Annotated in this window: 23 protein-coding genes and 1 pseudogene; 9 read left to right on the top strand and 15 right to left on the bottom strand. The window is 75.5% G+C overall.

Going from position 1 to position 26,117, the window contains the following annotated elements; translation table 11 throughout:
• The first annotated feature begins 73 nt into the window (after positions 1–73).
• The gene (locus tag IE287_RS05715) at positions 74–2,719 is read left to right on the top strand and encodes a lysylphosphatidylglycerol synthase transmembrane domain-containing protein (RefSeq protein WP_189847799.1); all 2,646 of its coding nucleotides are present in this window, start codon (positions 74–76) and stop codon (positions 2,717–2,719) included.
• A gap of 25 nt (positions 2,720–2,744) precedes the next feature.
• Here the strand turns inward: IE287_RS05715 and IE287_RS05710 are convergent, their stop codons facing one another.
• Together IE287_RS05710 and IE287_RS39060 are read right to left on the bottom strand one after the other, a co-directional pair.
• A complete protein-coding gene (locus tag IE287_RS05710) occupies positions 2,745–3,248 on the bottom strand; it encodes a YwiC-like family protein (protein WP_268254969.1) in 504 nt (167 codons plus the stop codon).
• Positions 3,146–3,427 (bottom strand): hypothetical protein, encoded by a 282-nt coding sequence (locus IE287_RS39060; RefSeq protein WP_268254968.1) that lies wholly within the window; start codon positions 3,425–3,427, stop codon positions 3,146–3,148. Before IE287_RS39060 ends, IE287_RS05710 begins: the two co-directional genes overlap by 103 nt.
• Before the next feature lie 187 nt (positions 3,428–3,614).
• Between IE287_RS39060 and IE287_RS38330 the strand changes: the two are divergent.
• Positions 3,615–4,244: pseudogene (locus IE287_RS38330) on the top strand (nitrate reductase subunit alpha); the annotation flags it as partial.
• A gap of 316 nt (positions 4,245–4,560) precedes the next feature.
• Here IE287_RS38330 and IE287_RS05700 read toward each other — a convergent pair.
• The gene (locus IE287_RS05700; RefSeq protein WP_189847797.1) at positions 4,561–4,935 is read right to left on the bottom strand and encodes an HGxxPAAW family protein; all 375 of its coding nucleotides are present in this window, start codon (positions 4,933–4,935) and stop codon (positions 4,561–4,563) included.
• A 105-nt stretch (positions 4,936–5,040) separates the two neighbouring features.
• Here IE287_RS05700 and IE287_RS05695 point away from each other — a divergent pair, with 105 nt between their 5' ends.
• The 3 genes from IE287_RS05695 to IE287_RS05685 all read left to right on the top strand — a co-directional run bounded on the left by IE287_RS05695 (position 5,041) and on the right by IE287_RS05685 (position 9,084).
• Positions 5,041–5,526 carry a MarR family transcriptional regulator gene (locus IE287_RS05695; protein WP_189847796.1) on the top strand — a complete coding sequence of 162 codons (486 nt, stop codon included), beginning with the start codon at positions 5,041–5,043 and terminating at the stop codon, positions 5,524–5,526.
• 236 nt (positions 5,527–5,762) lie between these two features.
• A complete protein-coding gene (locus IE287_RS05690; protein WP_189847795.1) occupies positions 5,763–7,346 on the top strand; it encodes an alpha/beta hydrolase in 1,584 nt (527 codons plus the stop codon).
• Between the two features lie 199 nt (positions 7,347–7,545).
• Positions 7,546–9,084 (top strand): alpha/beta hydrolase, encoded by a 1,539-nt coding sequence (locus IE287_RS05685; protein WP_189847794.1) that lies wholly within the window; start codon positions 7,546–7,548, stop codon positions 9,082–9,084.
• 71 nt (positions 9,085–9,155) lie between these two features.
• Here IE287_RS05685 and moeZ read toward each other — a convergent pair whose 3' ends face one another.
• The 12 genes from moeZ to IE287_RS05630 form a co-directional block, all read right to left on the bottom strand.
• Complete coding sequence (moeZ, locus tag IE287_RS05680) at positions 9,156–10,334, bottom strand: adenylyltransferase/sulfurtransferase MoeZ (protein WP_189847793.1); 1,179 nt, start codon at positions 10,332–10,334, stop codon at positions 9,156–9,158.
• Positions 10,335–10,397: 63 nt separating this feature from the next.
• Entirely contained in the window at positions 10,398–11,147 is a 750-nt protein-coding gene (locus IE287_RS05675) for a spherulation-specific family 4 protein (protein ID WP_189847792.1), read from the bottom strand.
• Complete coding sequence (locus IE287_RS05670; RefSeq protein ID WP_189847791.1) at positions 11,135–12,106, bottom strand: NAD-dependent epimerase/dehydratase family protein; 972 nt, start codon at positions 12,104–12,106, stop codon at positions 11,135–11,137. Before IE287_RS05670 ends, IE287_RS05675 begins: the two co-directional genes overlap by 13 nt.
• Before the next feature lie 129 nt (positions 12,107–12,235).
• A complete protein-coding gene (locus IE287_RS38325; protein WP_229883346.1) occupies positions 12,236–13,915 on the bottom strand; it encodes a hypothetical protein in 1,680 nt (559 codons plus the stop codon).
• Between the two features lie 13 nt (positions 13,916–13,928).
• Complete coding sequence (locus IE287_RS05660) at positions 13,929–15,590, bottom strand: glycosyltransferase (RefSeq protein WP_189848217.1); 1,662 nt, start codon at positions 15,588–15,590, stop codon at positions 13,929–13,931.
• Positions 15,591–15,822: 232 nt separating this feature from the next.
• Positions 15,823–17,505: a dipeptide ABC transporter ATP-binding protein gene (locus IE287_RS05655; protein ID WP_229883303.1), complete on the bottom strand. Its 1,683-nt coding sequence runs from the start codon at positions 17,503–17,505 to the stop codon at positions 15,823–15,825.
• Entirely contained in the window at positions 17,502–18,491 is a 990-nt protein-coding gene (locus IE287_RS05650) for an ABC transporter permease (RefSeq protein ID WP_189847790.1), read from the bottom strand. Before IE287_RS05650 ends, IE287_RS05655 begins: the two co-directional genes overlap by 4 nt.
• Positions 18,488–19,465, bottom strand: a complete 978-nt coding sequence (locus tag IE287_RS05645; RefSeq protein ID WP_189847789.1) for an ABC transporter permease — start codon at positions 19,463–19,465, stop codon at positions 18,488–18,490. Before IE287_RS05645 ends, IE287_RS05650 begins: the two co-directional genes overlap by 4 nt.
• The gene (locus tag IE287_RS05640) at positions 19,462–21,192 is read right to left on the bottom strand and encodes an ABC transporter substrate-binding protein (protein WP_189847788.1); all 1,731 of its coding nucleotides are present in this window, start codon (positions 21,190–21,192) and stop codon (positions 19,462–19,464) included. Before IE287_RS05640 ends, IE287_RS05645 begins: the two co-directional genes overlap by 4 nt.
• Before the next feature lie 174 nt (positions 21,193–21,366).
• Complete coding sequence (locus tag IE287_RS39390; protein ID WP_373307811.1) at positions 21,367–21,462, bottom strand: Ms4533A family Cys-rich leader peptide; 96 nt, start codon at positions 21,460–21,462, stop codon at positions 21,367–21,369.
• A gap of 87 nt (positions 21,463–21,549) precedes the next feature.
• Positions 21,550–22,947, bottom strand: coding sequence for a DUF3152 domain-containing protein (locus tag IE287_RS05635; protein WP_229883302.1), 1,398 nt, complete (start codon positions 22,945–22,947; stop codon positions 21,550–21,552).
• Positions 22,948–22,990: 43 nt separating this feature from the next.
• Positions 22,991–23,971, bottom strand: coding sequence for an alpha/beta fold hydrolase (locus IE287_RS05630; protein WP_189847786.1), 981 nt, complete (start codon positions 23,969–23,971; stop codon positions 22,991–22,993).
• Positions 23,972–24,158: 187 nt separating this feature from the next.
• Between IE287_RS05630 and IE287_RS05625 the strand changes: the two genes are divergently transcribed.
• The 4 genes from IE287_RS05625 to IE287_RS05610 all read left to right on the top strand — a co-directional run bounded on the left by IE287_RS05625 (position 24,159) and on the right by IE287_RS05610 (position 26,099).
• On the top strand, positions 24,159–24,392 hold the full coding sequence (locus IE287_RS05625) for an Rv3202a family protein (RefSeq protein WP_189847785.1): 234 nt from the start codon (positions 24,159–24,161) through the stop codon (positions 24,390–24,392).
• A 148-nt stretch (positions 24,393–24,540) separates the two neighbouring features.
• Positions 24,541–25,200 (top strand): TetR/AcrR family transcriptional regulator, encoded by a 660-nt coding sequence (locus tag IE287_RS05620; RefSeq protein ID WP_189847784.1) that lies wholly within the window; start codon positions 24,541–24,543, stop codon positions 25,198–25,200.
• A gap of 136 nt (positions 25,201–25,336) precedes the next feature.
• A complete protein-coding gene (locus tag IE287_RS05615) occupies positions 25,337–25,564 on the top strand; it encodes a DUF3107 domain-containing protein (RefSeq protein WP_189847783.1) in 228 nt (75 codons plus the stop codon).
• 259 nt (positions 25,565–25,823) lie between these two features.
• Complete coding sequence (locus IE287_RS05610; protein WP_189848215.1) at positions 25,824–26,099, top strand: hypothetical protein; 276 nt, start codon at positions 25,824–25,826, stop codon at positions 26,097–26,099.
• The last annotated feature ends 18 nt before the right edge of the window (positions 26,100–26,117 follow it).

Raw genomic sequence — 26,117 nt, 5'->3', positions numbered from 1 at the left:
CGGGCGGTGACTGGTGATACGAGATCGACAGCGGCAGACGCAAGCGGCGGAACACGCAGGGACGGACAGGGTGATGGGTCAGGACACACAGCCTCCAGGTGAGGCTCGGCCCGACATGCCCGAACGGGTCTCCGGCGACGAACCGCTGCTCGCCGCCCGCGTGCACCGGCCCTCCGACCTGATGCGTCTCCTGGCCGGCGTGCTGGCCATCGCCGTCGTCCTCGCCATCGCCGCCGTCGCCCACGGCACCACCTCGGGCCTGGAGGACGACATCAACAAGGGGGCCGTCGGCGCCCCCGACGTCTTCGTCAAGATCGCCGGGCTGGTCTCGTCGATCGCGATCCTGGTCCTGCCGGTCGCCTTCGCGATCGAACGGCTGGTGAAGCGGGACGGCCTGCGGATCGCCGACGGCGTGCTGGCGGCCGTGCTCGCGCACGGCGTCACCCTGGCGATCGACCTGTGGGTGGCGAAGGCGGCCCCGGACACCATCCAGGACGCGCTGACCCAGCCGGCGAGCGGCGGCGGGCTGACCGACCCGGTGCACAACTACCTCGCGCCGGTGATCGCGTACATGACGGCCGTCGGCATGGCGCGAAGACCGCGCTGGCGGTTCTCGCTCTGGACGGTGCTGCTGCTCGACGCCTTCACCATGCTGGTGGCCGGCTACACCACCGCCTTCTCGATCATCCTGACCGTGCTGATCGGCTGGACGGTGGCGTACGGCACGCTCTACGCCGTCGGCTCCCCGAACGTGCGGCCGACCGGCCAGACCCTCCTCGCCGGACTGCGCCGGGTCGGCTTCCGGCCGGTGACGGCGCTGCGCGCGGAGGAGGTGCCGGAGACCGCGGAGAGCGGCGACCGGGGCCGCCGGTACCTGGTGACCCTGGAGTCCGGGCCCCCGCTGGACGTCACCGTCGTCGACCGGGAACAGCAGGCGCACGGCTTCTTCTACCGGCTGTGGCGGCGCATCACCCTGCGGACGGTGACCACCCGCCGGTCGATCGTCTCGCTCCGGCAGGCGCTGGAGCAGGAGGCCCTGCTCGCCTACGCGGCGATCGCGGCCGGGGCGAACGCGCCGAAGCTGATCGCGACCTCGGAGCTGGGACCCGACGCGGTGATGCTCGTCTACGAGCACATCGGCGGGCGGAGCCTGGACACGCTGGACGACTCCGAGATCACCGACGAGCTGGTGCGCGGCGCGTGGCGGCAGGTGAAGGCGCTCCAGTCGCGCCGGATCGCGCACCGCAGGCTGTCGGGGGACGCGATCCTGGTGGATCGTTCCGGCAGGGTCTTCCTGACCGATCTGCGCGGCGGCGAGATCGCGGCCGGCGACCTGGTGCTCCGGATGGACATCGCCCAGTTCCTGACCACGCTCGGCCTGCGGGTCGGGGCGGAGCGGACGGTGGCGGCGGCCGTGGACGTGCTGGGGCCGGACGCGGTGGCCGACTGTCTGCCGCTGCTCCAGCCGATCGCGCTGAGCCGCTCGACCCGCGCCACCCTGCGGAAGCTGGCGCGCGAGCGCTCGCAGCGGGAGCGGGAGGCGGTCCTCGCGGCCTCCGAGGAGGCGAAGCGGGAGCGCGAGCGGGCCAAGGCGGCCGCGCACGCGGGGCTGCCGGCGCCCGGCGCCGACCCCCGGGCCGAGAAGGCCGAGAAGCGGGCGGACAAGAAGGCGGAGAAGCGGGCGCTCGACGAGGCCCTGGACGAGGCCCGCGAGGAGGACCTGCTGGCCCAGATCCGCCGGCAGGTGCTGCTAATCCGTCCGCAGGCGCCGGTGGAGCCGGTGCGGCTGGAGCGGATCAAGCCGAAGACGCTGCTCTCGCTGATCGCGGGCGCGGTCGCCGCGTACTTCCTGCTCTCGCAGATCGCGCGGACCCCGCTGTCCACGGTCGCGGAGGCGGACTGGCGGTGGGTGGCGGCGGCGGTCTTCTTCTCCGCGCTGAGCTATCTGGCGGCGGCGATGAGCCTGCTCGGCTTCGTGCCGGAGCGGGTCGGCTTCTGGCGGACGGTGGTGGCGCAGGTCGCCGGGTCGTTCGTGAAGATCGTCGCCCCGGCGGCGGTCGGCGGCGTGGCCCTGAACACCCGCTTCCTCCAGCGGGCGGGAGTGCGGCCGGGACTCGCGGTGGCGAGCGTCGGCGCCTCGCAGCTCTTCGGTCTCGGGGCGCACATCCTGCTGCTGCTCTCCTTCGGCTATCTGACGGGCACCGAGAAGTCGCAGTCCTTCACGCCGTCGAGGACGGTCATCGCGGGCCTGCTGACGGTGGCGGTGCTGGTCCTGGTGATGACGGCGATCCCGTTCATGCGGAAGTTCGTCGCCACCCGGCTGCGCTCCCTCTTCGCGGGGGTGGTGCCGCGCATGCTGGACGTGCTCCAGCGGCCGATGAAGCTGGTGACCGGCATCGGCGGCATGCTGCTGCTGACGGGGGCGTTCGTCCTCTGCCTGGACGCCTCGATCCGCGCCTTCGCGCACGGCGAGGCGACGATCAGCTACGCGAGCGTGGCCGTGGTCTTCCTCGCGGGCAACGCGCTCGGCTCGGCGGCCCCCACGCCCGGTGGCGTCGGCGCGGTCGAGGGCGCGCTCATCGGCGGCCTCCTCGCGGTGGGCCTGCCGATCGAGGTCGCCACCCCGGCGGTCCTCCTCTACCGGCTGATGACCCTGTGGCTGCCGGTCCTGCCGGGCTGGATCTGCTTCAACTGGCTCACCCGGCGGGAGGCGCTGTAGTCCGGCCCCGCACGGGTGGCCGCCCTCAGCCGTACACGCCCGTCAGGAAGCCGAGCAGCGGCAGGGAGCAGCCGACCTCGACCGCGCCGACGACCGGGACCCTCAGCCCGCGCCCGGGCAGCACGGCCGCGCGGGCGAGGCGGAGGGCGAAGGGGGCGGCGAGCCACGGGTCCAGGAGGGCCGCCGCCGCCAGCGCCGCGGCGCGGTAGGCGACCGAACCCCGGCGGTACGCCTCCGAGTTCCGCTCGCGGATCATGGTCTTCACGTACGGGACGGTGCCGGCGGAGGAGAGCAGGCAGGCGAGCGCGGGGGCGAGGCCCCCGGCGGGCGCGCGCGGGGCGACGAGCAGCATCCCGCGGGCCGGGACGACGGCCACCAGCCCGTTGGCCAGGGCCCGTTCCCGGTTGCGGCGGGCGTGGAGGACGTTCACCGCGAGGAATGGCGCCGCCGCCGCGGCGGCGAGCGCCGGCCACGGGGCGGCGAGCAGGAGGGGCGGGCCGAGGGTGAGCGCGGCGGCGGTGAAGACCAGCGCGGGGCGCCGGTGGCGCGCGGCGGCCCGGGGGGGTGCGGGAGGCGTGCCGGAGCCGTATCCGCTGCTCCGTGGGGAAGACGGCGCAGTGGCCGAGCGACCGCGCGAGGAAGAGGGGGAGTGGGGAGCCAGGACGGGGAGCCGACGAGGACCCCCGCGAGAGAGGGCACGGCGAGCATGGCCCAGGCCCCGTGCTGGTTCGGGATCCACCGTCGGAGAGTGCTCACCCGGTCGGCGTCACACACCGGCCCCCGGGACGAATGCGGGATTTGGTCACCCCCTCGTGGGACCAATGCCCCTCCCTTTCGCCCGCTTCGCCCGTCCTGGGCTCAGGCTGCCGAACGCATCGGCGCGAAGGAGCCTGACGTGCAGCGGGAGCAGCCGGACGCCGCCGAGGTTCTCCTCCGAGCGGGAAGGTTCTTCTCCCGTTCCGAGGTCTCCGAGGACCTGCGGACGGCGCACCGCACCGGCGGTCGCGAGGGCGAGTCGTCCTACCGGGACCGCTGGAGCCACGACAAGGTCGTGCACTCCACCCACGGCGTGAACTGCACCGGCTCCTGCCGGTGGAAGGTCTACGCCAAGGACGGGGTCACCACCTGGGAGACCCAGGCCACCGACCATCCCTCCGTCGGCCCCGACCGGCCCGGGTACGAGCCGCTCGGCTGCCCCCGGGGCGCCTCCTTCTCCTGGTACAGCCACTCCCCCACGCGGGTCCGCCACCCCCTGGTCCGGGGCACCCCCCTCGCGATGTACCGGGGGGCGAAGAGGCGTCCGAAGGACCCGGTGCCCGCCCGGGCGGACATCCAGCGCGATCCGGCGCGCCGCCGCGCCCACCAGCAGGCCCGGGGCAAGGGCGGCCTGGTGCGGGCGAGTCGGGAGGAGGCGATGGGGATCGCCGCCGCCGCGCACGTCCACACCATCGAGGAGCACGGCCCCGACCGGGTCGCCGGTCTCTCCCCGATCCCGGCGATGCCGATGGCCCCGCACGCGGCCGGGAGGCCGTCGACCGGCTCGTCGAGCCGCTCCTCGGCGGGGTGTACGCGGGCGAGGTCGACCGGCTCTCGCCGCGCTCCGCGCTGGGGCCGGTGGCCGCGCTCGCCGGGCGCGGCGGCTCGCTGCTCGCGACGCTGCGGGAGCGGGCCCGCGCGTCCGGCGCGCGCGGTGGTGCGCGGCGCGGCCGGCGGCACCGGGCTCCTCCCGGCGGGCGGGGCCTGAGGGCCGGGCCCGAGGACGGGGCCCGAGGACGGGGCCCGAGGACGGGACGGAGGCTCCCCGGACCCGGGGGGGGCCGGTCACGGGAGGCTCCGTCGCGTCAGGCGCGGGCGGGCACGGGGCCCTTCGGGGCGCCGTCCGCCGTGCGGGCGGGGGACGGAGGTGCGGCCGGGGTCCCGCGGCCCGCCAGGCGGCAGCCGAGGCAGTCGGGGTGACCGGCGGCCGCGGCCGCGTCGCGGACCCGCCAGTCGCGCGCGGCGGCGGGGCGGGGGCCGCTCGGCTTGCCCCAGCCGGCGAGGTGCAGCAGCCAGGTGGCGAGGGCGGCGGCGGCGAGGAGGGCGGCCCCGAGCCCCGCGAGCGGTGCCGAGACGAGGCAGACGGCGGCGCCGAGGGCGGTGCAGCCGAGGGCGGCGAGTGCGGTTCCGGTCCAGCCGGCCACCGTGTGGCCGAGGTCGACGTCGCCGTGGACACTCATGGACGCTCCCTGGGGGTGTGGAGGCAGGCAGGATGAGGACGAGGAGGCTCGCACGAGATCTTTTACCTCACGAGCTAAGTATCTTAGATGCTAAGGAGTATCCGGGTGCAGGGCAAGAGCCGGCCGCCGGCCACCGCCGCCGAGGCGATCTCGCGCATGGACACCTACGTGGCGCTCGGCCTGATCGGGCAGCAGGAGGTGGCCCAGGCCCTCGGCCTGAACGTGACCGACCTGACCTGCCTGGGCCATGTGCTCGGAGCCGGCGCGGAACCGCTCTCCGCGGGCGACCTCGCCGAGCGGGCCGACCTCACCACCGGCGCGGTGACGGGCGTGCTCAACCGCCTGGAGCGGGCCGGGTACGCCCGCCGCGTCCCCGACCCCGGCGACCGCCGCCGGGTCCGCGTGGTCGCCGACCCGGCCGCGGCCGTCCGCCTGACGGAGCTGTACCAGCCCTTCTACGACCGCCTCGGGGAGCTCTTCGCCCGCTACACCCCCGAGGAGACCGCCGTGATCGCGGACTGGTTCACCCACGCCGCCGAAGCGGCCCGCGCCCACCTCGACGCCCTGCGCGCCCGCACCGACACCCCCTAGACGGGGACCGGGCGGGGCGGCCGGCCGCCCCGCCCCGGGCGGACGCGTACCGCCGGACGGTCCCGGGCGGACGCGTACCGCCGAACGGTCCCGGGCGGACGCGTACCGCCGAACGGTCCCGGGCGGACGCGTACCGCCGGACGGTCCCGGGCGGACGCGTACCGCCGGACGGTCCCGGACACCCGCTTGGGGGTGCGTCGCGGGCGGGTGCGGGGGGTGGGGCCGAGCATGGGGGTATGCCGATCTCCGCCGCTCAGCGTGCCGCCGCTCTGCTCACCGCCTCCGCCGTCCTGTGCCTGGCCGGCTGCTCGGACGACTCCGGCGGGGACTCCGCGACCGCCCGCCCCAGCGGCACCGGCGGTCTCTCGGCGCTGACGGAGCAGCGGCTCGCCTGGGACACCTGCCCGCCCCCGTCCGCCGCCGAGGGCGGCGGATCGGCCCCCACGCCGCTGCCGGGCGGCACCGCGTGGGAGTGCGCCTTCCTCCGGACCCCGCTGGACTGGTCGCAGCCGGAGGGCGAGACCATCGAACTGGCGCTGATCCGGGCACGGGCCGAGGACGGCGCCCGCCGCATCGGCTCCCTCGTCTTCAACTTCGGCGGCCCGGGCGGCTCCGGAGTCACCGCCCTGCCGGGGTTCGCCGCCGACTACGAGAGCCTCCGCTCCCGCTACGACCTGGTCTCCTTCGACCCGCGCGGCGTCGGCCGCAGCGAGCCGGTCGAGTGCGCCACGGACGAGGAGCTGGACGCCTACTACGCGCTGGACTTCACCCCGGACGACCTGGCGGAGGAGCGGACGCTGTCCGACGCGCAGAAGAAGTACGCGGCGGGCTGCGAGCGGGACGCCGGCCCGGTCCTGCCGCACGTCGGCACGGAGAACGCGGCCCGGGACATGGACCTGCTGCGCCAGGTCCTCGGCGACGACGAGCTGCACTACTTCGGCATCTCGTACGGCACCGAGCTCGGCGGCGTCTACGCCCACCTCTTCCCCGAGCGGGTGGGACGGGCCGTCTTCGACGCGGTCGTCGACCCGGACGCGGGCGTCGAGGAGGGCGCGCTGGGCCAGGCGAAGGGCTTCCAGCTGGCGCTGGACAACTTCGCGCAGGACTGCGTGGACCGGGGCGACGAGTGCACGCTGCCCGGCGCGACGGTCGCCGAGGTCGAGCAGGGCGTCACCGACCTCCTCGACTCCCTCGACGAGAAGCCGATCGCCGGCATCGGCAGCCGGAAGCTGACGCAGACCCAGGCCACCAACGGCATCGCCCAGGCCCTGTACTCGAAGGAGTTCTGGCCTTACCTGGAGCAGGGCCTGGAGGCCGCCGACGGCGGCGACGGCGCCCTCCTCCTCGCCCTCTCCGACTCGATGAACGGACGCAACGAGAACGGCAGCTACAGCAACATCCAGGCCGCCAACGCCGCCATCAACTGCGTCGACTTCAAGGAGCGCTACACCCTCGGGCAGGCCAAGGAGCGGCTGCCGCAGTTCCGCGAGGCCTCCCCGGTCTTCGGCGACTTCATGGGCTGGGCGCTGTCGAGCTGCTCGCAGTGGCCGGTGCCGGGCACCTGGGACCACCCGGACGTCTCCGCGCCGGGCTCGGCGCCGATCCTGGTGGTCGGCAACACCGGCGACCCGGCGACCCCCTACGAGGGCGCCCGCGCGATGGTGCAGGCCCTCGGCAAGGGCGTCGGCGTGGAGCTGACGTACGAGGGAGAGGGCCACGGCGCCTACAACAGCGGCAGCGCCTGCGTGAAGAAGGCGGTCGACGGCTACCTCCTCGACGGCAGGGTGCCGGCCTCCGGCACCGTCTGCAAGGACGGCTGACGGACCCCGCGGCCGGGCCTCGACGGGCACGCCGACCGGCCCTCGGTGGACCCCGCGACCGGGCCTCGACGGACACCGCGGCCAGGGCCCTCGACGGGTAGCCGACCGGGCCTCGGCGGGCACCCCGACCGGGCCGTGACGGGCCCCGCGACCGGGCCCCCTAGGATGACGAGCCGGTCTCGATCCCGGGGGGTTTCCCATGCGCATACGCCGGCACCTGACGGCCCTCGCCGTCGGCGGACTGCTGGTCACCGGCTGTACGGAGACGGGCTCCCCGGCCGCCTCCCCCGCCCCCGGCCCGTCCTCCCCGGCCACGCCCGCCCCCGGCGCCGAGCCCTCCCCCGCCGCCGGGCTCCCCGCCGCCCTCACCGGGCAGCGGCCCGACTGGAAGCGCTGCGAGGGGGACGGGATCGGCGACGAGTGGCGCTGCGCCACCGTGAAGGTGCCGCTGGACCACGCGGAGCCCTCGGGCGCCACCCTGCCCGTCGCGCTGATCCGCAAGGAGGCGACCGCCCGGAAGGGACGGATCGGCTCGCTGCTCTTCAACTTCGGCGGACCGGGCGCCTCCGGGGTCGACATCCTGCCCCGGCTCTCCGGGGAGTACGGGTCGCTGGGCGAGCGGTACGACCTGGTCGGCTTCGACCCGCGCGGGGTGGGCCGCAGCTCCGGGGTGGTCTGCCGCACCGACGCCGAGCAGGCCGCCGCCGAGGCCCGCGTCGACTCCACCCCCGACACGCCCGCCGAGGAGGCCGCCTACCTGAAGGACGCGGCGGAGTTCGGCGCCGGCTGCGCCCGCCGGTCCGGCGCGGTGATCCCCCACACCACCACCTCGGCCACCGCCCGCGACCTGGACCTGATCCGGCAGGTGCTCGGCGACGAGAAGCTGCACTACTTCGGCATCTCGTACGGCACCCAGCTCGGCGGCACCTACGCCCACCTCTTCCCCCGGAACGTCGGCCGGCTCGTCCTGGACGCGGTCGTCGACCCGACCTCGGGCACCGCCGGCCACGCCCGGCACCAGACGGTCGGCTTCCAGCGGGCCCTGGACAACTACACGAGGAGCACCGGACGGACCCCGGCGGCCGGCACCGCCCGGATCACCACGCTCCTCGCCGCGCTGGACCGGCGGCCGCTGGAGGTCGGCGACCGGCGCCTCACCGAGGGCCTGGCGATCACCGGCATCGCGGTGACGCTCTACTCGGAGTCGAGCTGGCCGCTGCTCACCGAGGCCCTGGAGGCGGCCGGGGCCGGCGACGGCGGCCCGCTGCTGCGGCTCGCGGACTCCTACAACGACCGGGACGAGCAGGGCCACTACGCCACCCAGTCGCACTCCCAGCGGGCGATCTCCTGCGCCGACTCCAGCGAGCGCCCGACCGCCGCGCAGGCCAGGGCGCTGGTGCCGGAGTTCCGCCGCCTCTCCCCCGTCTTCGGCGCCTTCCTCGCCTGGGACACGGCCGGCTGGTGCGCCGGCTGGCCGGTGGAGGGCGAGGCGAAGACCCCGGCGGCGGCCGCCCCGGGCGCGGCCCCGGTGCTGGTCGTGGGCACGACGGGCGACCCGGCGACCCCGTACGAGGGCGCGGAGCGGATGGCGCGGGAGCTCGGCGAGGGGGTCGGGATCCTGGTCACCAACAAGGGCGAGGGGCACGGCGCGTACGGCACCTCGGCGTGCGTGACGCGGACGGTCGACGCCTACCTGCTGGACGGGAAGGTGCCCGCGTACGGCACGACCTGCGGGTAGCGGGGACGCGCGAAGGCCCCGGACCGTCACCCGGTCCGGGGCCTTCGGCACGCACCGTCCGGCGCGGGGGACTAGTACACCGGCTTCTCGGGCTCGATCTGGTGGACCCAGCCGATCACGCCGCCGCCGACGTGCACCGCGTCCGCGAAGCCCGCGGACTTGAGCACGGCGAGGACTTCCGCACTGCGGACACCCGTCTTGCAGTGCAGGACGATCCGCTTGTCCTGCGGGAGGTCCTGGAGGGCGGTGCCCATCAGGAACTCGTTCTTCGGGATCAGGCGGGCGCCGGGGATGGAGACGATCTCGTACTCGTTCGGCTCGCGGACGTCGATGATGTCGATGTTCTCGCCCTCGTCGATCCACTCCTTGAGCTGCTTCGGAGTGATCGTGGAGCCGAGCGCCGCCTCCTGGGCCTCCTCGGACACGACGCCGCAGAAGGCCTCGTAGTCGATGAGCTCGGTGACGGTCGGGTTCTCGCCGCAGACCGCGCAGTTCGGGTCCTTGCGGACCTTGACCTGGCGGTACTGCATCTCCAGGGCGTCGTAGATCATCAGACGGCCGACGAGGGGCTCGCCGACGCCGGCGAGGACCTTGATGGCCTCGGTGACCTGGATGGAGCCGATGGAGGCGCAGAGCACGCCCAGGACGCCGCCCTCGGCGCAGGAGGGGACCATGCCCGGCGGCGGGGGCTCCGGGTAGAGGCAGCGGTAGCAGGGGCCGTGCTCGGACCAGAAGACCGACGCCTGGCCGTCGAAGCGGTAGATCGAACCCCAGACGTACGGCTTGTTCAGCAGCACGCAGGCGTCGTTCACCAGGTAGCGGGTGGCGAAGTTGTCGGTGCCGTCGACGATCAGGTCGTACTGGCCGAAGATCTCCATCACGTTGTCGGCTTCCAGCCGCTCCTCGTGAAGGATCACGTTCACGTACGGGTTGATGCCGAGCACGCTGTCGCGCGCCGACTCGGCCTTGGAGCGGCCGATGTCGGCCTGGCTGTGGATGATCTGGCGCTGGAGGTTCGACTCGTCGACCTCGTCGAACTCCACGATGCCGAGCGTGCCCACGCCGGCGGCGGCCAGGTACATCAGCGCCGGCGAGCCGAGGCCACCGGCGCCGACGGCCAGCACCTTGGCGTTCTTCAGCCGCTTCTGCCCGTCCATCCCGACGTCCGGGATGATCAGGTGGCGGGAGTACCTGCGGACCTCGTCTACGGTGAGCTCGGCGGCCGGCTCGACCAGGGGTGGCAGCGACACGGGGACTCCGGTTGTCGGTATGTCAGTACGGTTGTTCTCCCCGTAACACTGCCACGCCCCTCCTCATTCCGAGACACCCGGTCCGATACGCGAGACGATTTCGTCCCAGTAGCCGGGCAGCGAGTGAAATGGCGCGTTCTGTCCCGGGGCTCCGCCGGTCCCTCCGGTGCGGTCCGTGAAGAAGATCGTGCCCGCGCCCTGCCACCGGGCGATCCGCAGCGCCTCGTCCAGGTGGGTGCGCGGCACCCCGTGCACGAGGTGGGCGAACTTCCCCTCCGGGTACTCCGCCGTCCACTCGGCCACCTGCGACCAGCGGTAGTCCACCCAGGCGCCGGAGAAGGTCACCAGCTGGTCCGCGGCCTCCGCGTAGCCGGGGTACGGGTGGCGGCCCTGGCCCAGGACGAGGTGGGCGTCGCCGCCGAGGAGCGCCGACAGGGTGGTGGTGACCCTCCTCACGGCGGGCAGGTCCGCCCGGTCGGCGGGGCAGCGGTCCAGGTAGAAGCCGCCGACCCGGTACCAGTCGAGGTACCGCTGCGCCTGCGAGACCAGCTCGCCGAAGGGGCGCGAGCCGTGCGCCAGGTCCAGGTGTCCGAGCACCCGCACGCCGGCGTGCCGCAGCCGGCCCGCGGTCTCCAGGCAGTGCGGGTCGGGGCGGCTGCCGGGGCCGTCGGAGACGTTGAGCACCGCCCAGTGCACGGGCGTCCCGGGGCGGGTCAGCTCGGCCCACTCGACCGGGGCGAGCAGCGGGTGGGCGTAGCCGGGGGCGCCCACCCCGAGCGCCCGCACCGCCCCGGTGGCGGTCAGATGCGACACGCCGCCTCCATCCAGATGTCGGCGAGCGACTCCTCCAGGTTGATCCGGGGGCGCCAGCCGAGCCGGTCGCGGGCGGTGCGGACGTCGGCCTGCTGCCAGGGACCGCAGCCGTCGGGGTACGGGAAGGGGGCGGAGGCCAGCTGTTCGGCGATGGTCGCCTCGGAGCGCGGGGCGCCGATGACGGGCCGCTGCGGGACGCCGTGCGGGCCGTCGACCTCGTGGAGGTTGCCCGCGTAGCCGGCGACCCGGGCGAGGACGGCGGCGGCGTCCCGGAGCCGGACGGCCCGTCCCGTACCGATGTTGACGACGCCCTGGGCGGCGGAGAGGGAGGCGGCGTGCACGGCCCGGGCCACGTCCCGGACGTCCACGAAGTCCCGCTGCACGCCGAGGCCGCTGAGCTTGAGCTCGCCGTCCCCGGCCTGCATGGCCCGGCGCATCGCCTCGGCGAGCCGGCCGAGCGGGGAGCCGGCGGGGGTGCCGGGGCCGACCGGGGAGAAGACCCGCAGGACGACCGCGTCGAGGCCGGAGCCGAGGACGAGTTCGGTGGCGGCGAGCTTGGAGACGCCGTACGGGCCTCCCGGGCGCGGCACGGCGTCCTCCGCGGTGGAGGAGCCGGGCTGGCTGGGGCCGTACTCGGAGGCGCAGCCGACCTGGACGAGCCGGGCGCCGCAGCCGCTGCGGCGCAGGGCCTCGCAGACGGTGGCGACGGCGACGGTGTTGTGCCGGGTCAGGTCGCGGGCGCCGCCGCGGGTGGCGCCCGCGCAGTTGACGACCACGCCGGGGTGGACGGCGTCCAGGAAGCGGGTGAGCGCGCCCGGGCTGCCGGTGGCGAGGTCGAAGCGGACGTCGGCGTCGTCGCCGCGGCCGAGGGCGGTGAGGTGGACCGCCGGGTCGGCGAGCAGCCGGTCGGCGACGAAGCGGCCGATGAAGCCGTTGGCTCCGAGCAGTAGCACCCTCATCGTGCGGCCCCTTCGTGCCGACCGGCCGGTGCTGGGGAGTGAGGGGTCATGGTCTTCGTTCTCCTTGGGGGTGGTGATGAGGGTCGTGGGCGGGGCGCCCGCGGCGTCGGCTCCGCGGGAGTCCCCGGGTCAGGGGGCGCTGTGGGCCGAGGCCCGGGCGAGGGAACCGGTCGCGTGGGCCAGCAGGCCGAGCGCGGCGGCGCCGCAGACGAGCGCGGGGAGGGCGCCGGGGCCCCAGGCGTCGACGGCGGTCCGTACGGGGACGGCGAGCGCGTCGAAGCCGGGGAGCGGGAGCCGGGCGGCCAGCACGCCGGCGAGGCCGAGGGCTTCGGCGGCGCAGGCGGCGGCGAGGGCGGCGGCGGCCGTCTCGGGATGTCCGTGGACGGTGAGCAGCCGGGCGAGGAGGAGCAGGGCGCCGAGGGCGAGCGCGCCGGCGGTGAGGCCGGTGAGCGCGAGCAGCGCGGCGAGGGCGGCGAGGTGGAGGAGGACGGCGGCGAGGAGCCACGCGCGCGTGGCGGCCGCGAAGTCGGCGAGGCCGCGGCCGGCGGCGATGCGGCGGCGGGCCCGGCCGGCGAAGAGGTGGGCGCACCAGGCGGCGGGCGCGACGGCGAGCGCGAGCCCGAGGAGGGGGGCGGGGTCCAGCGTCCAGGCGCCGTCGGGTCCGCCGGCGAGCACCTGCTCCAGGAGTCCGTCGCCGGCGACGGCGTAGGCGAGGAGCCACAGGGTCCAGAGCCGGGCGGCGGGCGCGGGGGCGGGGGCGCGCAGCGGCCCGCGCCGGACGGCGAGGACGAGCGCCCCGGCCAGCGCGAGCGCCCCGGCGGTCCCGGCGGCGAGCCGGGCGGTGCCGTCGAGGTGGAGCAGGGCGGGCACCAGGAGGGCGGCGGCGGCGCCGGGGGCGAGCGAGGCGAGCGCCCACGGGGCGCGGGGCGCGGGGGCGTCCTCGGCCGGCGCGGGTTCCAGGTGGCCGCGGGGCACGCGCGCGTACAGCTCCTCGGCGAGCGAGAAGACGTCCCGGTGCCGGTAGCGGGCGGCGGTCCGGTCGGTGAACCCCTGCGCTTCGAGCCCGGCGGCGATCTCCAGGGGGTCGACGGCCCGGGCGCACAGCTCCCGGTGCCGGTGCATGAGCACCTTGACGGGGTCCCCGCCGCGCCGCGCCGGCCGTCCGGCGTCCGCCGCCCCTCCCCCGCCGGGCGCCTCGCCCCACGCGGCCCCGGGTCCGGGCGCGACGGCACCGCCGGGGAGGGACGGGGGCGCCGGCGGGGCGACGGGGACGGGCGCGGCTTCCCGCGCGGGCTCGCCGCCGGCGGCCGGTGCGCCGGGGGTGACGGGCTCCTCGGCGCCGGACGCGTCCGGGGGCGTACCGGGGCGGGATCCGGAGGTGTCGGGGACGGGCGCGGCCTCGACCGCGCCCGCGAGTTCGGCCTCGGACCCGGACACGGACCCGGCCTCGGACACGGCCTCGACCGCGGGTCCGGCCTCGGGCTCGTCGGCGCGGGGCTCCTGGTCCTCCTGGTCGTCCGGGTCGTCCGGGTGGGCGGACTCCGGCTCGGGGGCGTGCGGGGGCCCGGGGTCCGCGGCGGGGTGGCGCGGCGGGCCGAAGGCGGAGAGGAGGTCGTCCAGGGCGGACGCGCCGGGGACGGGGGTGGCGGTGCCGGGGTCCGCGGGGAGGCCGAGGGCGGGAAGCGCACCGGCGGGCCCCGGGGCTATGGCGGGGGGCGTGGGCTCCGCGTCCACCGCGGGGGCGCCGAGGAGGGCTTCGGAGCGGGCGTCCCAGGCTCCGGGGCTCGTCGGGGCGGCGGGGCCGCGCATGGGGGTGCCTCCTTCAGGCATCGGGGGCTCCTGTGCCCGCGGCGACGGCCTTCGGCGCCCAGCTGCCGGGGAGGTGCGCCTCGGCGGGGTGGGCGAAGGGCACGTCGGACCCGGCCCGGTGGCGTGCGGGCGCGTGGGAGAGGAGTTCCAGGTAGATGCCGCGGAACGCGGCGAGGTTCTGGTCGACGGTGAAGAGTTCGAGCGCGCGGGCGCGGGCCGCGGCGCCGAGCCGGTGCCGGCGCCCGGGGTCGCGCAGCAGGGCGAGGCAGGCGTCGGCGAGCGCCCGGGGGTTGCGCGGCGGCACGACGAGCCCGGTGCCGCCGATGATCTCGACGACCGCGCCGACGTCGGTGGAGACGGTGGCGCGGGCGCAGAACATGGCCTCGACGAGGCTGGCGGGGAAGCCCTCGACGGTGCTGGAGAGGACGACGACGGCGGCCGAGGCGTAGACGTCCTCCAGGGTGGGGGCCTCGGGGCCGCCGAGCTCCTCGAAGGAGACGGGGTTCTCGCCGACGGCGTGGGCCCCCGGGGCCTCGTCGGGGAAGAGCTGGGCGGCGAGCGCGGCGCACTGGGCGAGGTAGGCGCAGTGGTCGGCGCCCCGTTCGGGCCCGGCGCCGTCGGCCGGGACGGAGACGATCCGGAGCCGGGTGTCGGGACGGCGGGCGCGGAGGTCGGCGAAGGCGTGGAGGAGGGCGACCAGGTCCTTGGCGGGTTCGACGCGTCCGATCCAGACGAGGGTGCCGGGCTCTCCGCCCTCCTCGTCCTCGCCGACCTCGGCGAAGCGCTCGGCGGGCATGCCGGGGTGGACGGTGCGGACCCGGTCCCGGTCGGCGCCGAGCCTCTCCTGCCAGCGGCGGGCGTGGGCGTTGCCCGGGGTGAGGAGGGCGGCCTGGCGGTACGTCTCTCCGGCGAGGCGTCCGTGGAGGGCGGCGAGCAGGGTGCGCAGGGCGGTGGAGTGCCCGGCGGCGTCCGCGGCGGGCCGGTCGAGGTAGTGGGCGCGGAGGCCGACGCCGTACTCGGTGACGAGGAGGGGGGTGCCGAAGAAGCGTTTGGCCAGGAGGCCGGGGAGGGCGACGGGCCCGCCCGCGGTGGCGTGGCAGAGGTCGGCGGAGCCGAGGGCGCCCTCGTCGTACCAGTCGAGGGAGAGGGGGCGCAGGGCCCGCTCCAGGCGGTCGGCGAAGGCGAGGTGGTCGCGGAGGGCGGCCGCGGCGGCGGCGCGGCGGGCGCCGGGGGCGCGGGAGGCGGCCTCCAGGAGGCGGACGGCGTCGTCGGAGCGGAGCGCGCCGGGGAGTCCGCCGCTGTCGCGGGCGAGGTCGGCGAGGGCACCGAGGCCGGTGGCGAAGGCGTGTGCCGGGTCGTCCTGCCCGGGGCCGGGGGCGTCCTCGGCGGTGAGGCCGGTGGCGAGGGCGTGGAAGGCCTCGGCGAAGCGGCGGCGGTCGCGGCGCCCGTAGGCGCGGCGGCGGGTCCGCTCGGGGGGTCCGGCGGGCGGGGCGCCCTCGCCGGCGGCGGGGACGGGCCGGGTGTTGGGGGGCAGCGGGGCGGTGGGGAGGGGGCCGCCGACGGCGTACAGGTCGAAGTCGTGGGAGGCGAGGCCGCGGACGAGCCGCTGCCACCAGGCCCCGGTGTCACCGACGGCGCACGGGGTGCCACCCTCGGTGAGCAGTCCGATCCGCACGAGCACACACCCCCGGTCCCTTGACGGCGCCCACCGGTCCCGCCGGTGGCGCGCGCTGCCGCCCCTCGACGGGCGTCCCCGAGCGGGAATTCCGCAGCGGGTAGAACGTAAGCGCAGGGAGCGGTGGCGCGACGGACGGTTGTCCGTCGCACCACCGGAAGGGGTGAATGCACGTAACTTTCCCCGTCCGGTCGCGTTCGGTGGCGATACGCGCCCCGGACGTCACGGAGGGTCAGATTCCGGCGAGTTCGGGGTGGCGCGCGCGGCGGGCCCGGCGCTCCGCGGCGAGGACCGGGTCGAGTGCGGGGACGGCGGCGAGGAGGCTGCGCGTGTAGGGGTCGGCGGGGGTGTCGTAGACCTCGGCCACGGTGCCCTGCTCGACGATCCGGCCGGCGCGCATGACGGCGACGCGGTCGCTGACCCGGCGGACGACGGCGAGGTCGTGGGCGATGAAGACGAGGCCGAGGCCGAGTTCGGCCTGGAGGTCGCAGAGCAGGGCGGTGACCTGGGCCTGGGTGGTGACGTCGAGGGCGGAGACGGGCTCGTCGCAGACGATGACGCGGGGTTCGGCGGCGAGCGCGCGGGCGATGCCGACGCGCTGGCGCTGGCCGCCGCTGAACTCGTGCGGGTAGGCGTCGAGCCGGTCGGGGTCGAGTCCGACCCGGTCGAGGAGGTCGCGGACGCGGGCGCGGGTCCCGGCCCCGCCGGTCCCCCGGGGGACGAACTCGGCGATGGAGTCCCCGATGGTGCGGCGGGGGTTGAGGGAGGAGGCCGGGTCCTGGAAGACGAGCTGGAGCTCGCGCCGGAAGGGGCGGAGCCGGCGTTCGTCCAGTCGGCCTATCTCCTCTCCCCGGTAGCGGAGTTCGCCGCCGGTGGGGTCGAGGAGGCGGACGAGCATCCGGCCGAGGGTGGTCTTGCCGCTGCCGGACTCGCCGACGAGCCCGAGGGTCTCTCCGGCGCGGAGGGTGAGGGAGGCGTCGGTCACGGCGGTCACGGCGCTCCGGCCGCGCCCGAACTCCTTTCGCAGGCCGACGGCTTCGAGGAGCGGCTCGCCCTCCGGCGGGGCGGGGGGCCGCACCGGTCCGTCGAGCCGGGGCACCGCGTCGAGGAGCCGCCGGGTGTAGGGGGCGGCGGGGGCGGCGAGCACCCGCCCGACGGGGCCGCGTTCGACCTCGCGTCCGCCGCGCATGACGAGGACCTCGTCGGCGCTCTCGGCGGCGACGCCGACGTCGTGGGTGACGAGGAGGAGGGCGGTGCCGGTCTCGTGGCGGAGCTCGTGGAGGAGGTCGAGGATCTGGGCCTGGACGGTGACGTCGAGGGCGGTGGTGGGTTCGTCGGCGACGACGACCCGGGGGTCGCAGGCGAGGGCCATGGCGAGCAGGGCCCGCTGGCGCATGCCGCCGCTGAACTCGTGCGGGCGGGAGCGTGCGCGGCGGGCGGCGTCGGGGATGCCGACGCGGTCGAGGACCTCGACGGCGCGGGCGCGGGCGGCCCGGCGGGAGACCGGGTGGTGGAGCCGGTGGACCTCGGCGATCTGGTCGCCGATGGCGAGGTAGGGGTCGAGGGCGGAGAGGGGGTCCTGGAAGACCATGGCGGCGAGGCCGCCGCGGAGCCTTCGGAGGACGGCGGGCGGGGCGGCGGCGGGGTCGGTGCCGTCGACGAGGACGGTGCCGGTGACGCGGGCGCCGGTGCCGCGGTGGAGGCCGAGGAGGGCGGCGGCGACGGTGGACTTGCCGCTGCCGGACTCGCCGACGAGGGCGAGGGCACGGCCGGCGTCCAGGGTGAGGGAGAGCCGGTCGACGGCGCGTACGGTCCCGTCGGCGGTGTCGAACTCGACGGTGAGGTCGCGGACTTCCACGAGCGGCCGGCCGGCGGGGGCGTGGCCGGTGGTCCGCGGGTCGGCGGTCGGGGTCACGTCAGGACCACCCTTCGGTCGGCGGCGGCGTGCAGCAGGTCGGCGAGGACTCCGGCGAGCACGACGAAGGCGCCCATGACGAGGGTGACGCCGACGACCACGGGCAGGTCGACCTGGCGGACGCCGTCGATGAGGGTGCGGCCGAGGCCGGGGATGCCGAAGAGGGACTCGGTGAGGACGGCGCCGCCGAACATGGAGCCGAGGTCGACGGCGCTGACCGCGACGACCGGCGGGACGGCGCCGCGCAGGGCGTGCCGGGTGACCAGGGTCCGCTCGGCGGCGCCGTAGGCGCGGAAGGTGCGGATGTGGTCGTCGGCGAGCGTCTCCAGCACGGAACTGCGGGTGAGCCGCGCGTACTTGGCGGACTCGAAGAGGCCGAGGGTGAGCCAGGGCAGCAGCATGTTCCAGGCCCACTGCTCGGGGTCCTCGCCGAGCGGCACGTAGGTGGGGAAGGGCAGCCACTGGAGGTGGGCGCAGACGGCCATGAGGAGGAGCAGGCCGAGGACGAAGACGGGGGTGCCGGTGCCGGCGAGGGTGAGGACGGTGAGGATCCGCTCGGTGGGTCCGCCGCGGCGGAGCGCGGAGAGGAGGCCGGTGCCGACGCCGACGAGGAGCCAGACCACGAGGGCGCCGAGGGCGAGGGAGGCGGTGGCCGGGAGCCGCTCCAGGATGAGCGCCGTGACCTGCTGGCCGGTCTGGTACGAGAGCCCGAGGCAGGGCGCGTCGCAGGGGACGAGCGCGGTGCCGGTGGAGTGGGAGCGGCCGGCGACGACGCCCTGGAGGAAGTGCAGGTACTGGGTGAGGACGCCGTCCTCCAGGCCGAGCCGGGCGCGGACCTGGGCGATCTGCGCCGGGTTGCAGCGTTCGCCGCAGGCGAGCCGCGCGGGGTCGCCGGGGACGACGTAGAAGAGCGCGTACACGAGGACGGAGAGCGCGAGGAGGACGAGTGCGGCGCCGGCGAGGCGGCGCAGCAGGTAGCGGGTCATCGGGCGGTCTCCTTGGCGGTGCCGACGCGCAGCCGGCTCGCCTCGCGCGGGTCGAGGGCGGTGCGGACCGCGTCGCCGAGGACGGTGGAGGCGAGCACGGTGACGAAGAGGGAGCCGGCGGGCAGCAGGACGTAGGCGGGGTCGGCGCGGAACCAGGTCTGGGCGGTGGAGAGCATCTGCCCCCAGGAGGGGGTGGGCGGGGTGACGCCCACGCCGAGGAAGGAGAGGGAGGCCTCGACGACGATGTTGGTGGGGACGAGGATCGCCGCGTAGGTGAGGACGGGGGCGGCGAGCGCGGGGAGGAGTTCGCGGCGGGCGGTGCGCCGGCGGCCGGAGCCGGCGAGCCGGGCGGCGGAGACGTGGTCGAGGTTCTTCAGGACGAGGGTCTGGGCGCGGACGATCCGGGAGGTGCCGGCCCAGCCGAGCAGGCCGATGACGAGGATCAGCAGCAGGGGGCGGGGGAAGTCGCGGGGGACGACGGCGGTCAGCGCGACGGCGAGGACGAGCATCGGCAGGGCGACGAGGACGTCGGTGACGCGGCCGAGGAGCCCGTCGACCCAGCGGTTGCCGAGGCCGGCGGCGAGGCCGACGACGAGGCCGATGAGGATCTGGAGGGCGGTGGCGCCGACGGCGACGAGGAGCGAGATCCGGGCGCCGTACAGGAGGCGGACGAAGAGGTCGCGGCCGGTGCCGGGTTCGACGCCGAGCCAGTGGTCGGCGCTCGCGCCGCCGAAGGCGCCGTGGGGGACGCCGCCGCGGGCGGAGTCGACGAGCTCGTCGTGGTACGCGTACGGGTCCTGGCCCGTCAGCGCGGCGAGGAGCGGCGCGGCGGCGGCGAGGACGATCAGGAGGAGCAGGACGGCGGCGGAGACGAGGGCGGCCGGGCGGGTGCGGAGCCGTCGCCACACCTGCCGGGCGGCGCCCGTGGCGGGGGTGCCCGCCACGGGCGCCGGCGCGTCGGTCACCGCGGTCACCTGACGGCGACCTGGGAGATGTCGAGGACGCCGGTCCAGTCGCTGATGACGACGTTCTTGACGTCCTTGCCGACGAGCCGCTTGTAGACGGGGTGGAAGAGGGGGACGTCGAGGGCCTGCTCGCCGATCTTCCGGTCGAGGGCGCCCCAGCGGGGCGCGGCGGCCTTGAGGTCGGTCAGCTTGTTGATCTCGTCGATCTCCCGGTTGACCGCCGGGTCGTCCAGCTGCGCGTGGTTGTAGTTGGAGCCGTTGGCGACGATCTGGCGCCCGTCGAAGATCGGGGCGAGGAAGGCGCTGCCGGCGGGCCAGTCGGCGCCCCAGCGGGAGAGGAAGAAGCCGGGGGCGTCCTTGACGCTCCAGCGCTTCTCGTTGAAGGAGTTGGGCTCCTGGCCGTCGAGCTCGACGGTGATGCCGGCCTTGGCGAGGGCCTCCTGGACGGCGGTGGCGATCTCGGGGCTGGTGGCGCGGTTCTGGGCGGTGGAGTGGAGCAGGGTGACCTTGAGGCCGTCCGGGAAGCCGGCCTCCTTCAGGAGCTGCTTCGCCTTCTCCGGGTCGCCGGTCTTCCCGGCCGGGAAGTGGTCGTAGGGCTGGTGGCCGAAGGCCTCCTTCTCGGGGAGGAAGGTGGTGGCGGCTTCGGCGAGGGCGGAGCCGCCGGCGGCGTTGACGACGCTGGTGCGGTTGACGGCGTGGGAGATCGCCTGGCGGACCTTCGGGTTGTCGAAGGGCTTCACCTTCGGGTTGAAGGCGATGTAGTTGGTGAAGCCGAAGCGTCCGGTGCCGACGCGGGCGGCGAGCTCCTTGTCGGAGCCGATCTGGGCGAGTTCGGCGGGGCCGAGGTTGGTGTCGGTGGTGACGGCGGCGGAGTCGGCGCCGGCGGAGGTGGCGAGCCGCTGGTTGACGACGGCCTCGTCGAGGCCGGAGCGGACGTCGATCCGGTCGGGGTAGGCCTTGCGCTCGTCGTCGGTCTTCGGGTCCCAGTGCTCGTTGCGCTCCAGGACCAGCCGCTCGCCGTCGTTCTCGTTCTCGACGACCTTGTACGGCCCCGAGGAGACCGGGTGCTCCTCGTACGCGGCGCCGGCGTCCTTGGCCTTGGGGACGGGGGCGAACTGCGTCTGGGTGGCGACGAAGGGGAACTCGCCCTCGGGCTTCCTCAGCTTGAAGACGATGGTCTTCGGGTCGGGGGTGACGATCGAGGCGAGGCCCTTCGGGTCCTTGTAGGGGCCCTGGTAGGTGTCGCCGCCGATGAGCCAGTCGCGCAGGTAGGGGGCGCCGCCGGAGAGCTCGGCGGCGAAGGAGCGCTCGATGCCGTACTTGACGTCGGCGCTGGTGATCGGGGTGCCGTCCTCGAACTTCAGCCCGTCCTTGAGGGTGTACGTCCACTCGGTGGCGTCCTTGTTGGGGCGCCCGGTGTCGGTGGCGAGGTCGGGGACGACCTCGGTGCCGGCGGCGCCGGCCTCGCGGTTGCGGGTGGTGAGGGTCCGGAAGACGAGGGAGGGGACGTTGCCGCCGCCGGAGGTGTAGAGGCGGGCGGGGTCGAAGTCGCTCTGGGCCTCGGAGTTGAGGACGGTGAGGGTGCCGCCCTTCCGGGGCGCCGCGTCGGCGCCGGTGCCGGAGCCGGCCTCGTCCCCCGCCCCCTGGGGTCCGGCGCAGGCGGCGACGCCCGTGGTCAGGACGAGACCGGTGGCGGCCACGGCCAGGCGGCGCGAAAGAGCGGACGAAGGACGCATGGGAAAGGGACCTCTCGCGTGGACTGCGGTAAGGGAAAAGGGAATTCCGCAGACGCGAGGAATGCACGGGAAGGGCGCGCGCCTGCGGGAATGCGGGCACGGCCGGGAAAAGGGGAAAAGGTCGCCGACGCATGCCCGGATGACGGATCCCGGGCAGGAATGCGCCGGGAGGCGTCAGCGACAGAGAATGTCGGCGACGGTGTGTCCGGTCACGCCGAAGAGCGCCAGCTCAAGGGCGGCGCGATCGGAGGCGGCGTGACGGTGCGACATGCCGAGAAATATCTACGAACGCCTGAACGATGTCAACGTACCGAACGAATTCCCGAGACGCCCGTCTCGGGATGCGGACAGTCGGGCTCAACTCCCCGGATGGACCCAGGGGTTGGGGCGGCAGGCGATCCCGTCGATCTCCAGGGACTTCGTCTGCTGCTGCATCACCGGCGCCAGCGCGCCGGGGGTGCGGCAGGACACGTGATTGTGGCCGAGCCGGTGTCCGACCTCGTGGTTGATGAGCATCTGCCGGTAGGCGTGCATGGCCTTCGGGCCGAAGGTCTCCGAACCCTGCGCCCAGCGGAAGGCGTTGATCATCACCCGCTCGGTGGAGGCCGAGTCGCAGGAGACGTTGTCGATGGTGGTGTCCAGCCCCGACTTGGCGCACCACTTGCCGGTGGTGACCGGACTCGCGAGGGTGATGACGAAGTCGGGCTCCCCGCTGGAGATCCGCTCGAAGGTCATCGCCCCCCGACCGGCCCAGCTGCGCTTGTCGTTGAGGGTCTGCTGGACGGCCCGCGCGAAGAGTCGGGCGTCGAGGCCGAGTCCCTTCTCGACGTCCACCCGGTAGCGGTACTTCCGCCCCGCGCCGGGCGCCTTGTCGAGCCCGGCCACCGCCTCGAACTCGCCGGAGCCGGCGAGCTTCGGGTCGATCGGGAACTGATGGGTCATCAACTGCTCGTACGTGGGCGCCGCCTGACGGGTCGGTACGGCGGAAGGGCGCGAGGGGGCGGCCCGCTCGTCGGACCGCGAGGCGGAGTCCTCCGTGACGCGCTCGGCGGGTTCCTGGGCGGCGCGGGCGGCCGGGGCCCCGTCCCCGCGGTCGGCGACCTGGCCGGCGACGACGATCGCGAGACAGGTGGTGACGGCGGCGGCCGCGACGCCGGTCAGCGCCTTGCCCTTGCCGCCCCGGCCCGGGACGGCGTCCTCGCCGCCGGCGCCGGCCGTCGGCGCGTCGGGCCCGGCGGGCGGCGCGGCGGCGGTCCGCCGGGGCCCGGGGACCGTCCTCGCGCCCCCGGTGGCGGCGCCGTACCGCTCCGGCGCCGGGCGTCCGCCCTCCTCGTGCGCGGGATGGCCCCCGCGCACCGGGATCCCGTGGGCCGGCGTGTGCGGCACGCCGTGCGCGGGCGTGTCGAACGCCCCGCCGCCGTGACCGGGGACGCCGTGCGCGGGCGTGCCGTACTCCTGGGGTCCGCGCCCCTGGGACCCGTACCCCTGGGATCCGTGCGCCGGACCGCCGTGGGCCGGGGCCCCCTGGGCGGCCGGGGCCCCGTACCCGGGAGCCCCCTGCGCCGGGGCGCCCCGGCCCGGGAAGGCGCCGGGACCGCGGGGGGCGCCGTACGGGGCGCCCCGCCCGCCGGAGGCGTCGGGGGTGCGACGGCGGCGGCCGGTGCCCGCGCCGGCGTCCACGACGGGCGTGCGCCCGGTGTCGGCCGCGGCCGCGCGCGCGCCGTCCGCCACCGGGGGGCGCCCGGTGTCGCCCACCGCGGGCGTCGGCCCCTTGCGACTATGTCGTCCCACCCCGGGTTCAGCTCCCGTCGTGCCGCGCGTCGTGTTCCGCGATCAGTTCCCGCGCGGCCGCGGCGATCGTCTCGGGGTACTCCATCATCGCCACGTGGCCGGCGTCGGGCAGGCTCAGCAGCCGCGAGCCCCGGAAGGCGGCGGCGGCCCTGCGGGCCATCCGGTACGAGACGAGCTTGTCGCGGCCCCCGTAGACGAGCAGGGTCGGCGCGAGCACCCGCTCCGCCTGCCGCCACAGGCCGTGCTGACCGCCGAGCGTATAGGCGTCGACGATGCCGCGCGAGGAGCGTGCCATGGCGTCCCAGAAATAAGGGAGTTCCAGTCGGCGCTCCATCTCCTCGACCGCGTGCCGGAGGCCCTCGTCGGTGACCAGTCCGGGATCCCCGTAACAGAGCGAGAGGACGCCCCGGACGCGCTGTTCGGCGGTCCAGTCCCGGGAGAGGCGGGCGAAGAGCCCGGCGACGCCGGGCACGGCGAGCAGCGCGGTCGGCAGGGCGGTGCGCTGGGCGCGCAGCTCGGGCAGGGCCGGCGAGACGAGGGTCAGCGTGCGGACCAGGTCGGGCCGGACCGCGGCGACCCGGGTGGCGACGGCGCCGCCCAGCGAGTTGCCGAAGAGGTGGACCGGGCCGCGCCCCGAGGCGTCGAGCAGCCGGATGACGGCCCGGGCGTGCCCGGTGACCGAGTAGTTGCCGTCGTCGGGCGGCGGGGAGTCGCCGAAGCCGGGCAGGTCGACGGCCTCGCCGTCGACGAGGTCGGCGAGGAGCGGCATCAGGGCGGACCAGTTCTGCGAGGAACCGCCGAGGCCGTGCACGTACAGCGCGGGCGGCAGGCCGGGGCGGCCGCCGGGCCGGGAGCGCACGGTGAGGGAGAGTCCGGGCAGGGCGACGGAGCGGAGCTCCTCGCCGTCGGCGACCCGGACGGTGCGCGGACCGGGCGCCGGCGGAGCGGTGTCGGCGGTCCGGGTTTCCGGCAGCTCGGTCGAGGACATGGCCGCAATATTACGAGACGATCACGCGGGCTCGCGTGTGGGTGCGGTCACAGGCCGCGTGGCGCCCGGCCCGGCCCCGCCCGGGGGGCGGCTCGGGTGCGGGGGGACCCGGGTGCTCCTACGCTCGAAGGGAGGGCCATCCACGCGGGCTCCCGCCCACGCGCGGGGCAGGACGGGAAGGAAGCGCATGACTGTCGATCCGTCCGAGCCGGACACGTTCCCCGAGGAAGCCGGGGAGCCCGAGGAGAGGAACGCGGTGCTCGACGAGGAAGTCCCGGAGGCCGACGCGGCCGAGCAGCACACGGAACTGCGGCCGAGTGAGGACGAGCCGATCGGCGATATCGACCACGAGGCGGCCGACGAGGGCGATGCCTCCGAACAGGCGCGTGTCGTCACGCTCGACGAAGACGACTACCGCTGATTTGTTCGGTTTAATCTTGAATCGCCTGTCGACCTCGGCGTCCGGTCCGTGAAATTCTGCGTCCGCACCGCGCACAGCCGGGTTACCCAAAAGTACGATGGCGGCGCGGCGCTGACAGCGCACATGGATCGAATTCTTGGGAGGCCGCGTGAGCGCCATCGAGCAGACAGAGGCAGCACGCCCTCGCGGTACGCGGCTGCCGCGCCGTGCCCGGCGGAACCAGCTGCTCGGCGCGGCCCAGGAGGTCTTCGTCGCCCAGGGGTACCACTCCGCGGCCATGGACGACATCGCCGAGCGGGCCGGCGTCAGCAAGCCGGTGCTCTACCAGCACTTCCCCGGCAAGCTGGAGCTCTACCTGGCCCTGCTCGACCAGCACTGCGAGTCGCTGCTGCACGCGGTGCGTACGGCACTGGCCTCCACCTCCGACAACAAGCTCCGCGTGGCGGCCACCATGGACGCCTACTTCGCGTACGTCGAGGACGAGGGCGGCGCCTTCCGGCTCGTCTTCGAGTCCGACCTCACCAACGAGCCGGCCGTGCGCGAGCGGGTCGACCGGGTGAGCCTCCAGTGCGCCGAGGCGATCTCCGAGGTCATCGCCGAGGACACCGGGCTGTCCACGGACGAGTCGATGCTCCTCGCGGTGGGCCTCGGCGGCGTCTCGCAGGTCGTCGCCCGCTACTGGCTCTCCAGCGAGTCCCCGATCCCCCGCGACACGGCCGTCTCGCTGCTCACCTCGCTCGCCTGGCGCGGCATCGCCGGCTTCCCGCTGCACGCGGTGGAGGGCCAGCTGAGCGCCGAAGGGCACTGACCGGCGCCCTGTTCCCGGTTCCTGTTCGCTCCTGGCGTGCGGCGGCTGACCGGTGCGGGTCCCCTCACCGGGCTAATGTGTGCAGCGTACGGCGCGGGTTCATCGCGCATGGCTGACCGTTCGGAGGGACATAGCCGTGGAGGTCAAGATCGGCGTGCAGTACGCACCCCGGGAGATCGTTCTGGAGAGCGGGCAGTCCGCCGAGGACGTGGAGCGCGCCGTCGCCGACGCGCTGTCCGGCAAGGCACCGCTGCTCAGCCTCGAGGACGAGAAGGGCCGCCGGGTCCTGATCCCGTCGGACAAGATCGCGTACGTGGAGCTCGGCGAGACCGCCGTGCGCCGGGTGGGCTTCGGCACGCTCTGAGCCCCGGTTCCCGTGGAGGAGGCCCGGAGGGACACCCGTCCCTCCGGGCCTCCTCCCGCGTCCGGGCCCGTCCGCGCGTTCCGCCGTCCGGGTGTCCTCGCGGGGCCGGCGGCGGGGCTCCGGCGGCGCGCCCTCCGGCCGCGCGGACCGCGTGGAGGGGGCAACGCGCGGGAGCGCGGGGAGGATTGCGTTCCGGCGGCCCGGGGTAGAGGGGGCTTGACCGCACCACCCGCCCCGCACCCCTCGCGAGGTGACCACCGTGTTCCTGGAAGTCCTCGGCTCCGCCCTGCTCGGACTCGCCCTGGCCTGGGCCGCCTCCCTCCGCATGCCCGCCCGTCTGCCCGCCCGGACGACCGTGCTCGTCACCGGCGCGCTCGGCGCGGTCTTCGGGGCGCTCGTCACCCACGGGGCGCTCGGCCCCGGCCACTTCCTCGCCACCCTCGTCGGGGCCGTCGCGGTGGCGGCGGTGCTGCTCTCGCTGCTCGTCCGGCCGGCCGCCCGGCGGCTGCGCCGGTCGTCCCCCGCGGCGTACTGACCGCCGCACCGCACGCGG

The sequence above is a fragment of the Streptomyces omiyaensis genome (genome assembly GCF_014650895.1).
Taxonomy (GTDB): Bacteria; Actinomycetota; Actinomycetes; order Streptomycetales; family Streptomycetaceae; genus Streptomyces; species Streptomyces omiyaensis.
This window is presented reverse-complemented; position numbering and strand designations above follow the sequence as displayed.